The organism is Nostoc sp. KVJ20 (genome assembly GCF_001712795.1).
In the GTDB taxonomy this organism is placed as follows: Bacteria; Cyanobacteriota; Cyanobacteriia; order Cyanobacteriales; family Nostocaceae; genus Nostoc.
In genome coordinates, this window is sequence record NZ_KV757658.1 from 147,304 (window position 1) to 162,049 (window position 14,746).

The 14,746-nt window shown below is 39.6% G+C and carries 10 protein-coding genes; 1 reads left to right on the forward strand and 9 read right to left on the reverse strand.

Annotation, left to right across the window (positions count from 1 at the left end; genetic code table 11):
- Positions 1-152: 152 nt before the first annotated feature.
- The 9 genes from A4S05_RS24365 to A4S05_RS24410 form a co-directional block, all read right to left on the reverse strand.
- Positions 153-2,960, reverse strand: coding sequence for a hypothetical protein (locus tag A4S05_RS24365; protein ID WP_069072354.1), 2,808 nt, complete (start codon positions 2,958-2,960; stop codon positions 153-155).
- Positions 2,953-5,328 (reverse strand): nSTAND1 domain-containing NTPase, encoded by a 2,376-nt coding sequence (locus A4S05_RS24370; protein ID WP_069072355.1) that lies wholly within the window; start codon positions 5,326-5,328, stop codon positions 2,953-2,955. Before A4S05_RS24370 ends, A4S05_RS24365 begins: the two co-directional genes overlap by 8 nt.
- A gap of 404 nt (positions 5,329-5,732) precedes the next feature.
- Complete coding sequence (locus A4S05_RS24380) at positions 5,733-9,200, reverse strand: nSTAND3 domain-containing NTPase (protein ID WP_069072357.1); 3,468 nt, start codon at positions 9,198-9,200, stop codon at positions 5,733-5,735.
- A gap of 275 nt (positions 9,201-9,475) precedes the next feature.
- Positions 9,476-9,808 carry a GIY-YIG nuclease family protein gene (locus A4S05_RS24385; protein ID WP_256091131.1) on the reverse strand — a complete coding sequence of 111 codons (333 nt, stop codon included), beginning with the start codon at positions 9,806-9,808 and terminating at the stop codon, positions 9,476-9,478.
- Between the two features lie 246 nt (positions 9,809-10,054).
- Positions 10,055-10,420, reverse strand: a complete 366-nt coding sequence (locus A4S05_RS24390; protein WP_256091132.1) for a hypothetical protein — start codon at positions 10,418-10,420, stop codon at positions 10,055-10,057.
- 95 nt (positions 10,421-10,515) lie between these two features.
- Complete coding sequence (locus A4S05_RS24395; protein ID WP_069072358.1) at positions 10,516-11,775, reverse strand: DNA cytosine methyltransferase; 1,260 nt, start codon at positions 11,773-11,775, stop codon at positions 10,516-10,518.
- A 48-nt stretch (positions 11,776-11,823) separates the two neighbouring features.
- Positions 11,824-13,053, reverse strand: a complete 1,230-nt coding sequence (locus tag A4S05_RS24400) for a hypothetical protein (RefSeq protein WP_069072359.1) — start codon at positions 13,051-13,053, stop codon at positions 11,824-11,826.
- 62 nt (positions 13,054-13,115) lie between these two features.
- A complete protein-coding gene (locus A4S05_RS24405; protein ID WP_069072360.1) occupies positions 13,116-13,703 on the reverse strand; it encodes a hypothetical protein in 588 nt (195 codons plus the stop codon).
- Positions 13,704-13,790: 87 nt separating this feature from the next.
- Entirely contained in the window at positions 13,791-14,255 is a 465-nt protein-coding gene (locus A4S05_RS24410) for a hypothetical protein (RefSeq protein ID WP_069072361.1), read from the reverse strand.
- A 151-nt stretch (positions 14,256-14,406) separates the two neighbouring features.
- Here A4S05_RS24410 and A4S05_RS24415 point away from each other — a divergent pair, with 151 nt between their 5' ends.
- Positions 14,407-14,628, forward strand: coding sequence for a helix-turn-helix transcriptional regulator (locus tag A4S05_RS24415; RefSeq protein WP_224311777.1), 222 nt, complete (start codon positions 14,407-14,409; stop codon positions 14,626-14,628).
- Positions 14,629-14,746 lie beyond the last annotated feature (118 nt).

Genomic DNA, 14,746 nt, shown 5'->3' on the forward strand with positions numbered 1-14,746 from the left:
GGATTATCACGCTACCCCTCCTGCACAGCTTCCTTCACACGAGCGATGTCTGCGCCAAGCTGCTACGTGTTTACGCATCCTGAACATTTGCTTACTATCTCTTTCACCCTCAAACAAGACTCTGGGTTGATCCGTAATCGTTTCAATTCAGCCTACTTTGATCGTTGCTCTAATTTTTGCCGTAGCAAACCAGCCAAGGGTACACCTGCATCTACTAGTCGATACACTAGGTCAGAGTAATGTTGCAAAGTAGCTGTGCGCTCCCTAATTTGTTTTTCAAAATTATTCCATATCCGTTGCAGCAATTCGGCTGTTCTCTCGCCGTTATCTCGTTCTTGCCAAAGTGGATGAGTACTTGCGTTTACACATTGAGTTAGCCATCCCAGTGTAGGTTCTGGTGCAAATTGCCATACTGAACTGCTCAACATTGTTATCAGGTAGCTGAAAGCCTGGGGGTTATGTCCAATAACTTTGACCCACTTTTCTATAATGTCGGAGAATAAAGCCGCATGAGACCATTGTTCCTCAAACCAGCACTTACCGTGCTCGACAAATACAATACGCGATAAGGCATCAGATATTTCGTTACTTAAAAAATAGTTATTTGCTTCTTTCTTGACTTCGGGACTATCAAGCACCCAGTTACATATTTCTTTCCATCCTAATTGAGCCTTCCTTGTTAATGGTTCTACATATCCAATGTGGTAATCAATAAAACCACTGAGAAGGTTTGTTGTAAGATTAGGTGCTTTTGACCAACAATTTTGTAGAGGAGTCAACAAATGGTTATGTATTTCTTCAAAATTTAGTGACTGTGCCAGGCATGAGACCCATCTCAGGAAAAAACGATTCCACTCGAAAGTAATTTGAGATGAACAGTCAGAATCATTCTCATTCGGTGTATTTTCTTCAATTGTCCAAGCCATTAAATCATCGGTGACCTGAAGAATATTTTGTTTGCTTGTCGGCTTTTTAAGCAACTCTGGAAAGGGGAGAGCATGAAGAACATTTTGAGCTAAATCATGCAAAAAAACTGCATCTTTTCTTGAAGGCACTCTTATTATTGGAAGTGTATTTTTACTTAAATTATCTAGACTAGTTTGCAGCAGATTGAGTTGCCATTTTTCTTTTTCAGCAAAACTTGTACCAAAGTCACTACCAGGGCTTCCGAATGCAATGTTTATCGGTTCTAAGCATAACGAAATACCAAGGTTAAGAGCATTCCAGCACAATACTTCATCGACCATCCATGCCTCATATATGCCACGAAAAGCTGCTTGAACTACTTGCTGTTGTGGGTCACTAATAAGCTTAAGAATTACCTCCCGCACATCTTGATCGGCTGAACTATGGGTAACAAGTATGCCTAGTCCACGTCCAGCAGATACTTTGGGGTCGGCAGGAAAACGATTATATACATATCCTTGATAAGGTAAGCGAGCTGCTGCAAGCAAAATGCCACGACTCCATGTAATTAAACCTTGTGCTTTTGTCCATTCAAAATCAGCAACAAGAATCGCAGCCGCAACACCAACGATCGCTCGTAAACGATTAGCATCAGGTTGATCGCTCTCGTATTTTACAGAAAAATCGTCAGTTTTTTGGAATCCTTTAGCAGCTGCAACTGCTTCCTCCAAAGTCATTCTCTCTTCGGCTTGACCTATTTTTATAGTTTTCTGTGCCCACATACTCAAACTGAACCAGCGTTGCCACTCCAAATTTGCAGCAAGCTGTTCCTGGTTACGTTCTCTAATTGCTTGAGGTGCTTCAACCTGAACTAACCATTGATTACCATGTTGCACCCAAAAATAGTTATCTAAATTACCAAAAGCTTGATAGTTCTCCATTTGTTCTCGAAGAGCAGCAATAATTTCTAAATTTTCTTCTTCTTGTTTGTAACGAAAAGGAAGTTTATCAGTAAACTTAGCAACAGCTTCTTGAAAAGGAATACATAGAGAGTCATCTCCAGACAACATATACTGCATAGCAAGTGCGCGAATATCAACCTTTCGATGTGGCTTTTGATTTCGCTCATCAATTAGCCTGTATATCAATTTATCTTGTTCCCAAGGAAATCTAGATGGATTATCATCCTCATGAGCTAAACGGTATATATCCATTCGCCATATAGCAGGAGCAGAGACAATAGGTAGTATTGCTTTCAAACATTTTTCTGGATATGCAAGAGCAAGAGTTACGCAAATACCTAACACTGCTACGCAGTCACTTCCCAATAAAACTTTATGGAAAAGTTCTTCTACATTTCTGCCAGCCTCAATTTGTCTCTCCATCCATACTTCCAAAGCCATTAGTGCCGAAATAACTGGATACGGCCCGACACTTGTACCTCTATACCAACAGTAAATATCTGCATTACCCCAAAACTCATGTGCCTGTGATGATAAATCAATTATTACAGGTAAAGGCGTTCTACTACTTTCATCGGTTCGAGCTTTTTGTTCTCGTTTCCGCCATTCGGATACTGCAAAATTAGTCAAAGTTTGAACTAGCCGCAGCCCTTCATCTTCATTTTTTTGAAGAAGATATAAAAATGATCCTTGGACATGAGATGGTGGCAAAAATCCCATGAAGTCTTCAATTCCTAATTTGCCGAAATCCAAAGGTTCATAATCATGGCTAGTAACTATTTCCTCAAACAGATAAGATGGCAAATTTTTTATCAAATTGGAATTTTCTGCTTCCTCAAAATTATCACTTGTAACTGGAGGTGGAAGTCTTCGCATTCTGGGCTTTTTAATAAAAATATCAAGTGCAAAATCAACAAATGCTTTAGGAATATGATCGACTAAGGGTTTATATTCTTTGAGGATTTCCTTTTTGGTATCTGTATAGCCGTATTTAGCAACTTCCTGAAGATATTCCGCTACTTTCTCCGGAATAATATCGGCTGAATGAAGCACAATTTTTCTTAATTGTTTTTCGTAATCATCTCTAGTCACGTCTATAATTCCTCTCAACTTCTTTCAGCCAAGCAACTGCTAGTTCTCCAATTTCTCTCCGATAAACTGAGCCAACTGGTGTTTTAGTTTGCCATATTTCCATCAGTTTGGCTGCTTCTGGTCGAATAGAACTGGGTAACTTATTTAAGCGTGGGACAAGCCACTCCATCATTGGTAACCAAACCTGCCATACAGGAATAGGGTTGAGCATTAAAATTGGGAGCAACTCATTAAGAGGCTTATTCGGTTCTTGTAAAAAAGGCAACAGTGAAAAATCAGGATTTACTTCTACAGTCCTCAGTGCCACTAGCAATTGTGTCAAACGTTGAGCATCATCTGATACAAGTAGTGGCTCTGCTTGGTCAAGCAAATCGGGCGCACGAGGCGAAATTAGGGGAGCAGTGAGTAGAGCCTGTCGCCATCTAGAAGACAGGTCATTTGCTTGTTCAACATCTCTGACTAACTGCACCCAGGTGTCAGTTTCATTTTTTTCAAGCAGAGAAGCTCCCAATAGTTGAACAGCCCGAAATAATCCTATTGGCTGACCAATTTTTTGAAGATAGGAAACCAATTGTTCCCGATTTTGGTCTAAAATCCGACAAATTACCCAATCTTCCAGCAAATCATGACGGAAACGATACACGTCCCGGCGCGGGACTCGCGAAATTATTTGGTCAGATTCAAGAGAAATAAGGGCATCAGGAGATATTTCGTCAACCAAAAGGCGATTTCCTGGTAAGTTAACAACTTGTCTGCCCAGTTTCAAAAGTGCTTGTCGTTTCGCAATACCAAGAACACGGTCTTTATCTACTTCGCCTACAACCCTTTCCCACCAAACCTCACTGACTTCTATCTCTGTAGCAATTGGCGGTAGTGGTTCTGAATCTGGGAGCATTCGTTGGTCTTCCAGTAGACTTAGCATAAATGGATTTTTAATTACTGCTTCCAGTTGAGTCAGTAATAAAAGTGGCTTTAAGCGAGGGCTATGCTCGATAATGCTTTGTAGTTCTTCGGTTGTTAATTCTGGTATTGCTAGCGTTTTTGGTTTTCCCAAAGCTCTCAAATCGATCCAAGTATGAACCTCTTGAAGGTTTTCCTCTCTCAGTGAAACAACAACTATCCAGTGTCGAGAGCCATCTTCACTTAGAGGAAAATTGGCCAGACTACGGAGCAAATCATTTACAACCTTGCGTCTGCCAGAATCAAAAATCTTATCAATACCGTCAATAAAAATTGAGGGTTGAGGACTGCTACTGGCTGCTAATAGTAATTTAGCTAAGGGTTGAGTCAGTTGTAGGTCGCTAGCATAACTACTCCAGCCTGTACCGTTAATGCGATCGCCTGCGAACAAAATTACAGGCCCCTCTCCCTGTTGAATTTCAACCAGTGCTTTCAACACAGCAGATTTACCAGCACCAGGCGAGCCAACCAATTCCAGCAGTCTTGTTTCTCGTATCATTTCTCTAGCAGCAGCGACTAGGTTAGTTCGGCTGAGGGTAAGACCACCAATATCAGTACGTATGTCTTGCAACACAAATTCTGCTTCCTGCTGCAACTTTCGTAGGTCAGCACGGCAGTCTGGAGATGGAACTAGGGCAAAATGCGATTGTAGTCTTTGTCTAAGTGTTTCTGTATTAAAACTGCCAGCAGTTCGATTTGCTTCTGCTGCATACTCAACAAGTTGAGCAAAAAGTTGGGGAAAATCAGCTTTTTTCTCTGGATTTAGTAAGTGGCTAATTATCTCGACAGTATAAGTGTAATCACGTGACCCCTCGCGTTGAAAGTCAAAGTAGAGAATGACCATCGAGCGCAGGAATTGCCATAGCTCGTCATCACTAACATTGCTGCCCTTGTAACTATCTAATTTTTTGCGTATCAATTCAACAAACTTACGCTGTTCTTTATTCGATAATCCTTGTTGGGCAATTCTAGTCAGAAAATCGCCAGCATTAGCACTGTTACGTGCCCAGCTGAGAACACTTTGGTAATTTTCATCTATATTTTTTGAATAAAGTGCAACAACAATACCAAAACGGTCAATTCCAATGTTAAATTTAGGGGACTTAAATGTCTGCCAGCAAGCAAGTATGACTTCATCAAATGTCTCGTCTTTCTCACCAAAGGTGAGGTCACGCTTGACTTGGAGCGCAAGTTTGGCGTCACCAATGGTCAGGTCTGCAATGATAACAAGGTCGTCTAAGGGTTCTCCCTCAAAAAGGCGTTGAAAACGTACTTCCCGTGTAATACCCGCCTCTAAACCACGGGGAACGGAACCAAGCAACAGCGCTGCTAAATAGTAAGCACCAACACGCTTTTCGTAGTCACTTCCACCACCTCCAGTAGAAACGGGGCTTGCAACCTTGGTCATATAAATTTACAGCTAATTTTTATGGTAACAATTCTCGATAACTAAGAATAGGATTGTAACCTAATCCTGTATAAAGTCCCGTTTCTTTTCTATTTCAATATTTTCCCGTATCAACTGAATTTTTTGCTCTACGTATTGCTTATGTTGGAGAAAATCTACACTATTGAAAAGCGGAAGGAGTGACTCTAAGTACTCAACACGCTTTTGATATACGGGAACCCAACTGCCTGAGCAACCCCAAGAACTTGGTTCTAGACGAAGTTTTTCAAAGTCCTCGAAGTTTTTGTTGTGTTTGATAAAGCAGTCAATAAATGAACGCCTTCTCTCATACGAGAAGTTTATAACTATGTCAGATATAAATTGAATAAACTCAATTTCTTTGTACTTAGATATGACTAATGCTATCAAAAGTTTATCTTGGCGTTCCCACAAAATTTCATTGTCTTTTCCATTTGCATTAAGAATAAAAAATTGCTAACTCTAATAGATCGTAAGCTAAGCTGTTCTCGATTCCGATTATAAATATATTCTATTATCTGGCTCATTAATTTATCATAGTTGTCATATCTCCAGAGGAATGAATAATCTTGTCTATCATTTCGATGATATGAGTAATCTTGCTGCTGGTAAATCCAATCGATATATTCAAAAATAAATTCTGGATTGCGGTTTAGAATATAAACAAAGTATAGCCCATTATCATCCATGTGCCGATCGTGCTTCAATACTTGAAGATAAGCTTCCTTTAATATATTAAATTGGTTATCAAAACAATTAAATAATAAAAGTGTATTAGATTCGTATTCATATTTATTGAATAAGCATGATAGTGGATAATTCTTGTAGTTATCATTGCCAACTTCTAGCAGAATTTTTACTATCTTGACCAAGATACCCTTTTCTAAGGCACAATATTTTAAAATAAAGTTCAAATCGTCTGGCACTTCATTAGTCTGACTTTCTTTATAGAGGTTACAAAGTTGATCTAGATGCTCTTCTCTAATTAGTTCTTGAGGTAATAAACGATAAAAGTTAAATAACCACTTCCGTTTTGAAGGATAATCAGCTTGATTAATAATTTCATAAGTCTTGTCAACATCTAAAATATGAATTAGATAATTAATCAGTCTAAGGTCATTAATCTTCAGTTGCTCCCCCCAACTTAGGTAATATTTCATAACATCAATATATAATTGGGGATCTCGATCAGCCAGAGCAATAAACACTCTAGCTACTTGGCTTGGAAAATAGTATGCATTATGTTTTAGACGACCTGTTTCTTGCTGAATCTCAAGGCATTGATTAAAGAACTGCTTGTAGTCTTCCAAGTTGTAGTTTACAAAGAAGTCTTGAATTTTTTGTTGCTTAAGTCGCTCTTCCTCCTCAAAGCTATAGTTGACCAAGAAGTTTTCAATAAGTCGCTCATTTTCCTTATTTGTTATATTGCGGTGTAGTCTTTCTGAAGAATCATAAAAAAGAATTTCAGACAGAGCATAGGTTTTATTAGTAAAACGTTCATGCAAATTTTCACCAAATGGCACATTATGACGTTCTAAATGATCTAAATAGCTTTGAATAATCAAGCAATTAGAATAGCTGCTGGCATCTAAATATGACTCAATAAAAGGAAGCACCTCAGATGAATCTTGGGCAATTATTTCATCTACCGAAACTTTATAACCTGATGTACTGTAATTGTGAAGAAGGTTAAGCACATCTTCCTTGAGAATAGCCACTTGATAAAGTTGGAATACCCTCTGCCAAATTTTTTGTCTAAGTTCAGATAGTTCCGGTATTTGTGGTAAGGTGAATTTAAAGATGTTTATCGCTCTCCCTTTCATTCTAGTAGTATCAAATTCTGTAAAAAGGTAATGTTTAGCTACAGCGATAAATAGCTTTGAGAATAATACATCTTTACCATTTTTAACTCGTTCCCACAGTACATCAATTACTATCTCCTGAATGGCAAAACCATAACGATAAGATTCGTGATCAAACCCAAATTGTTCAGTCAGAAGGTAAAGCACTTGCGGTATTTCAGTAGGTCGTTTTGTGGCGTATTGTAAAAGAATATCTAACGCTATTTTGAGATTACTCTCATCTGAATTGTTGAATAACCCTAGTGTGCTGAGGATAGAAGGTGATGGAATATTAGAGTTAGGCTCAATTTCCAATTGAGAGAGGTCTACTAATTCCGGTTCCATTGAGGAAATGCGGTTATGTATATATACAAGGATGTCTGTTTGCTTGAGGAACCAGAAAACTTGTATAAAGTGCATCAGATTTTTTTCGTCTCCTGCATTTTTATATATTTCCCATGCTTGATTAACGTGTGGACGCATTACTTCTATAACTCTTTCACTATCAAAGGTATTTAAAACAGGATTGAGAGCGTCAACAAGTCGATACTGAAGCTGAGGAAAAAAATGAGTTAGGAGAGTAGCAAACTTAAGTAATCTATCTTTAAAGAAGGTAAGGTAAAAAAGATATGTAGCGAGAACTTGGTCAGAAACTCGCACAATCTCGTTCTCATACATATCGAGCAATTCTGTTTCATGTAGCTGGCGAACAGCCTTCCAAAAAACTTTCTGGCTAATAGTGAATGCTGTCTCAATTGCCTTCATCATGTTTTCGTCTGAGCGATCTACTGTCCTGAAAAATGCAATGATTCCAGCAGCTTTTAAGAGATTTTCATCACCTAGTTCGTGCAAATCTCTTCGGACTGAAGAGTAATATTCATCATAAAGATTAGATACATTATTAATACTGTCAAGCCTATTTTCTTGCTTTGCTAATAGTGCAGCCATGATTGCAAGACGAGGATTTCCTTGTGCAATGTCAGCAATTCTGTGGAGATAGAGAGGATTAATAATTTCATACTCGTCCTTAAGAATCTGCTTTATCTGATTTTCGTCCAAAGAGTTTAGCTCTACGCCAGCCCAATTATTATAAGAACACGATAATTTCTGAATTTTTTCAAAGGCATAATCTCGAACAGTAGCAATAACCTTGATTTTTTGATCCTCACGTTGGTTATGAAGCAGATCAATGAAGTAGTCAAATGAATTGACCCGATTGGCATCATCTACCAAGATCAGGTGACAACCAGGTTCTGAGAAATAAACCCGTAGATCCTCAAAAATATCTGCTCCTCGAAGAAAAATACATCGAACTTGATATTCAGGGTGACTTGCTAAAAATCGATTGCAACATTCGAGTGCCAGTCGAGATTTACCTACCCCTGCTTTTCCAGATACAATAACAAGATTACTCTTCTCTAACCCTTGTAATACTTCTTCTAACTCTTCCTCTCGAAAGTGAAAAGTTGTATTAATAGGAGTAGCTGCTTTTTTATTATAAGCATTAACAAATTCATCAACATCAATAATTTGTCCTGTATCTACCTCAACCCCTAGCTGCTCTCGTGCAATGCCTGGATACTTTTGGTAAAGGTCATAGGAGATAGGCCCAATACCAAAGATATTGAGGTTTACTCCTCGCTTCTGGCATTCATCCCTCAGTAAATCTTCCTCATCAGGGGAAAGCATAGAGGTATGACATAAAACTATCTCTTGGATTTTTTCAACAGATATTCCAGTTTTTGACTCATCAAAACATTTGTTGAGGTCTTTCTTAAACTTGTTAGTAACCCCTTCTTTTTGTGTTGTGTATTCTGCAAAGACATACTTTCCATTAGGTAGTACTACTAATGTATCAGGAGTTCCTTGTCTCACTTTGTCAGCACCAATTACAGATCCAAGTGGATTGATACGGTCGTATCCTCTCTTGTAGAGGTAAGCATCCGCAAGCTTTTGGAATGTTCCACCATCTAGTCTCAGCAGTTCGTTTTGAATCTGGTTAATTTTTGACATATGAGTTTACGCAGACAAAGGAAAATAGTCATTGCAATACTTTTGTACTATATTAATCTATAAATCTAGTTAAGATGCGATCGCTATTCATGGAATGCCGTCAAAAATGCGCTTCACATCCCAAGCAAGGCTAAGACAGCTTTTACACTATCGAGTTAATGCCGACGAGCGTTTATCTGAAAAACTCACTGTTATTTCTTGCGCGTCAGCGCATCTTCATACAGAATTAGGATTAATAACAAAAGCTTACCTGTAATGCACATTTTAAATTGTATCTACCTTGTTTGTATCGAATTCGTTTTGGCATTTTGTACTCTCCTTAATAATCGTGCGTGGTTCTTATATCGCTTAAGTTGAATTTCAAGCTGACGGGCTTCTTTTTTACTTGAGGTCTTCCACACATAGACAATTTTGAATTCGATGCCGCGTTCTATCGCAGCACGAGTAAATGCTGATCCAGACCCTTGTAGATGCTGCTGAAATCTTTTCTTGAGGTTCGCGCACGAACCTAAGTAATAACGAGCTTTATGTTTCTCATTACCAAGCGGACGAGATAGCTCAATCAGGTAACAGCAAGGAATTGAGGGGATTTTTCCTAACAATTCCATTTATGGTTTTTTAGGATTATTTTGAAAACTGAGGCGTTAGCTAATTGTGGTGGTTTATGACGTTATGCAGTTGAGCCTTTCTTGCTCTTATACCCAAGTGATTATGCTTGAATTACTAACGCTCACAGGCTTATCCTCACCTGTAATAAATATTTGAAACCAACCAGTTTCTAACTAATATAAATCAAGAACTAAACCTGATTATTTAGAGATTTTTAGAGCTAATACTTCCTGGGGGAACAATCTTTAAATTCTTAACTGTTCTTCTGGGGAAAGCTGCTTCCAAGCTTCATCTTTAACAGCCAGATGCCTATATATAGCACTTCTAATTTGATAGTAACTGGTAGCTGATTTGAGTTTTTCTGCCAGCATTAATACGTCTTCCTCAACTGGCGGCTCTTCTGTAGCGTTACTGGTGCTGGTTTGTTCGTTTTGTTTTAGCCTGGAGTTAACTTCTATAGCTTTTTCGCTCTCTGTTGAGGATGTTTCCTCTTGTGGTATTCCTGACTCAACCACAACCACTTCAGATTCAGCAGTCTCTTCTTGCGGCTGCTCTTTTTCTTGAGATTTGATTTTGGCGTGATAGTCTGCGATCGCTTGGCCTTCAATCAATTCCTATGTGATTACTCCTGTTTGGTGGTCTTCTTGCCCAGAGTGACGCACACAATTAATTCGCGGTTAAAATAATCATTTATTATCCGCCAGACCTAAAGGCAAGTAACCAAATTTTGCTTTCTTTTAGCCAGACGTGGAGGCGATCGCTCTTTGCTGATTTTGCTTAACCTCCTTAAAGTCAGCATTTCATTGACAAAAACGAGTAGATTATTATAATTGCAACAAATTGGTAAAAATAGGCATTTTTGCCAATTTTGGTGCTTAATTTGAGAAGTGATATTGCATTCTAGATGTTCTCTAACTTGCATTCCCACAGCATATGCAAGCAATGGGGGTACCGAATTTCCGATTTCTCTTTGGGCGTGGAGTATTGCCTCACTAAAATTAAACCAATCAGGATAACTGTGTAAGCGAGCAGCTTCTCTAACTGAGATAACCCGTGGTTGTTCTGGATGGAGGGGACGTAATGCGGTGCGGTTGCCACTCCCGGCTCTTAACGTCACGCAGAATCCATCCCATTGCAGCTTTTTTGATTTGGATTTAGCTTCCCTCGCACCTGGGGGAGTGTTGATGAATTGCTGAATTACTTCTGGTGTATGTGTTGTCGCTGCGAATCCCGTTCTAATGTTAGTTACTATACCAAGATTTGGGAATATTTTTTCAAGATACTTAGCATATTCTCCCTTCACCCAATCTGGATGCCATTCTTGAGTGTTTTGCTTGGGGAGTAGGGGGACTGGCAACAAGTCCGCGATCGCATCTCTAACTGTATGTTGAGGTTGATGCTCCGGCGGTATAATTTCTCCAAACTTAGATGCAACAAAAAACACCCTTTTTCTAGCTTGCGGAACCCCGTAATCTGAAGCGTTCAGGTTCCATTTGCTAAGGAAATAATGTTCTTCTAGCATTGCTTGGAGGTTAGCAGTAATGCAGCCAAACTTCTGATTTTCAATCCCCGGCACATTCTCCATGATTGCTGCAAGAGGATTGAGTTCCAACACCAGCCGAACAAACTCCCCTACCAAAGAGTTTCTCTCATCTTCAACATTTTGCAGTCCGGCAACACTAAATCCTTGGCATGGTGGCCCACCAAAAACGGCATGAATTTCCCCGTCCCAATTTACGTAGTTCCCCTGAATATGGGCGCGTATTTCCTCCGCCGTCACCTCCCGAATGTCTTTGCACAAGACTGTGGCGTGCGGGAAATTATGTTGGTATGTTGCTAGGGCGATGGGATTGCTATCAATGGCGATCGCTATTTCAAATCCTGCTGCTTTAAATCCCAAGTCAAATCCACCCACCCCGGAGAATAGGCTAACAGCTATTTTTTTGTTTGTTGCTGTTGAGTTCATCGAGATTCTAATTAATGTTAATTTCTTGCACTTGGCTTTTAACACATGTCAATTACAATCGGAATTCTGCCTGAGTTTTAAGTCTGCCAACCATCTGTCTAACCGACTATTACTAATTGTTTCTTCTATTAATGGGTAATCTGTAGTAAAGACTTTATATATTCCTCCTGACTCCATCTCGTAAAAGTTGACAATCAACCCTTCACGCTTGGCATTACTAAGCTTTTTGATTGCTTCTGGAAGCATCTGCCATACAGATTTCCTTTCGGAATCCGAGAGGATCTTCCAAGCTTCTTCTTTAGCTTGTTGATATTGCCATAGCCCCCGGCGCACTGAGGAATAATCTGAAGCTTTCCGCAATATGTCTGCGAGGACTTCTGCATCAGTTCCTGGGACTTCATTTGTACCGAACATTCCAGCCAATGTACTTTCTACTGCCTGAATCTCATCTTCTTCAAAGCCAATGTTTGACTCTTCAGGTTCTTCCAGGTATTCTTCGCAGTCATATTCTTCTGTATCCCTTTGCCACAAGGTTTCAAGTTCTCGCTGCATTACCTCAAGGTTTGTTGGGTTGACGACACTTTCATCGTTGACAGGAATCAATTCTTCTATGGTGTTAGTAGGTTGTTCACAAGGGATTAGTTCTTCAAAAGAGCCGATTTCATTCTTGGCTATCTCAGCTTGATGCTTTTCATATAAATCAGCGATCGCCATTCTGACAATTCGCTGCGGTGACAATCCGAATTCCTCTATTAACTTCTCGGTAAACACCCCTGTTTGGTGGTCATCCTCCATAATTTTGCCGAAGGTGTAATATCTATTTCCATCTGGTGTTGCTCGCCAGTTGCCATCTTTTTTTTCTTGATTCATGGCTTTGAGAAACAATCTTCTTTTCTCAATCAGTTCTAACACTAATCCGCAAGTCAATCCACCAATAGGAATATCTTTCAATTCATCAATTAGGATTTTGTAGTTCACAGAACATAACCGAAGTAGTACCGATATTGGTAAAACCGCTAAGTGTTCGGGGCAACTGATAAATGCTTGAAAATTCTCGGCAATTCGGAGCGATCGCCTTGACTCAGTACTGCCCTTATCCCAACCGTACTCTTCTAACAGTGCGCGATATTCTTTTTTGGTGTAAGTCTGCTTGTACTCGTAGAGTAGGAAAGCCGTATGGAGGTACTCTAGGGTACTTTGCTCTATGTGGGTGGTAGGATTGGAGTCTACCTGATGCTGCTCGACGTATAATTTATTTGCAAAAGTTGTTGTAGTCATGATATTGTATGCGCGGTCTTAATCTCTAAGACTAAGTTTCCTAATTCGACTAGTTGAATAAGTCACGCTGCTTTCTGCAAGTTTTTTGATGATGATTTGGAGATAGCAGCCAAGGCATAGCCCAAGGTGTGTTTGTGAATTTTGGGCATTTTGTGAAACGACATATCCTGACCCCAATCTTGGACTGACTTGGTGCCAATATGTAATACTTGCGTGAGGGTTTTGACACAAGTTGCGCGAAAATTGGCGTGAGAGACAGTTTGTAGTACTTGTTGTTCGCTTAACCCTTCGAGGAGTATTTTTTCTAGAAACGTTTGAGCATCTACGAACGGTGCGTTGTATTCTCCTCTCAAGATGCTATGAAGCTGCTTTGGCACGATTTCGGCGGTATGAATGTAAGCAAGTGAAACTTTGGAGTAGTTGGGTATCCCATCAAAATTGAGGTCACTTCCCCACTTGCGAACTGTTGGTCTTTGTACACCTAAGACTGCACATAGTACAGTGATACATTTTTTGCGGTATTGTGAGTCGGTTTCTTCTTCGAGCAGTTCGGGGGGACTAAGTTTGGCGATATCAAAACAGTGGCGTAGAAATTGCCTTGGTTCTAAGCCTTCTTTGGGTAGACTCTTGAGCATTTCATAGTTTTTCATAAAAAATCCCTCACCTAAATGCAATTACGGCAACTCAAGGGTCATAGATACATTTTTGTGTATTCTCTGCGTGGCAATTATGTGAAGCTAGCTGTACTTTGTTAGACGAAACTCTAAAATGTGATTTGTTGTTAGGAAGTAGGTTGTGAAACAGCCAAATCGAACACAAAAGCCGCAATAGCGTTTATCCCTGTATGTAAAATTCCATTTACTGTTCGATAGCCTTGACGACTCCAACCAGTCCAGCCATGCTTCAAAAATCTTTTTTCCATCAATACCCACAGCGATGTAGTCGTAATAGATATGCTGTAAAGCTCGACCACTTTCTAATAAACCATCAAAGGTCTGGCGGACAAACCCTAAGAAGTTACCTAGCGTTGTTCGGGCTTTGCTTTGTAGTTCAGGTGTTTTAAATTGGTTGTAATCGAAGCTGTAAGTTATTGCAAAAGGAGCAATGGCGCCGGCCTGTTCTTCGATGTATTGCTCCAATTCTAATTGGGCGATCGCTTGGTTGTCAGGTAAAACTACGATCGCTCCTTGCAGTTGTGTCATGATTATATTGACCTCGCAAGGGGTTGACGTTAGCCGTTGCGATTCTTCCTGGAAGTTGAGTGCAGCGGCTTTCTGTTACTAATTCTAGTTGTGTTAAGTAAAAACGTCAACCCGTTGCGGTAATGCAAATGGTAAAGTTACTGTAATGGATATGAAGCAGTTAAGAGAGCGGTTAAATCTAAGAACTGTCGATGTAGCTAGTAAAGTTGGGGTTGGAGAATCTTCTGTACGCAATTGGGAGAAAGGGCGTACTATACCAAAACTGAGAATTGATCAGACAGCAGCATTATGTAAGCTTTATGGGTGTTCAATTGAGGAATTAGACCAAGCGGTTAAAGAATCCATAGCTAATGCTTCACAATACCAAGATTGAAAATTCTATATTGTTTTTAGATATTACAAACGAAGATGGAATAGCACTTAACTATTACCAGGCTATTATCAGCCGTGTGATTTGCTAGTTTACTTGTCGGATACCAAAAGTAACGGAC

Excerpts from the sequence above, each read along its gene's own strand:
- A4S05_RS24370 (WP_069072355.1), bottom strand. The coding sequence starts at position 5,328 with ATGACCAAGGTTGCAAGCCCCGTTTCTACTGGAGGTGGTGGAAGTGAC.
- A4S05_RS24380 (WP_069072357.1), bottom strand. The coding sequence starts at position 9,200 with ATGTCAAAAATTAACCAGATTCAAAACGAACTGCTGAGACTAGATGGT.
- A4S05_RS24385 (WP_256091131.1), bottom strand. The coding sequence starts at position 9,808 with ATGGAATTGTTAGGAAAAATCCCCTCAATTCCTTGCTGTTACCTGATT.
- A4S05_RS24395 (WP_069072358.1), bottom strand. The coding sequence starts at position 11,775 with ATGAACTCAACAGCAACAAACAAAAAAATAGCTGTTAGCCTATTCTCC.
- A4S05_RS24400 (WP_069072359.1), bottom strand. The coding sequence starts at position 13,053 with ATGACTACAACAACTTTTGCAAATAAATTATACGTCGAGCAGCATCAG.
- A4S05_RS24405 (WP_069072360.1), bottom strand. The coding sequence starts at position 13,703 with ATGAAAAACTATGAAATGCTCAAGAGTCTACCCAAAGAAGGCTTAGAA.
- A4S05_RS24410 (WP_069072361.1), bottom strand. The coding sequence starts at position 14,255 with ATGACACAACTGCAAGGAGCGATCGTAGTTTTACCTGACAACCAAGCG.
- A4S05_RS24415 (WP_224311777.1), top strand. The coding sequence starts at position 14,407 with ATGAAGCAGTTAAGAGAGCGGTTAAATCTAAGAACTGTCGATGTAGCT.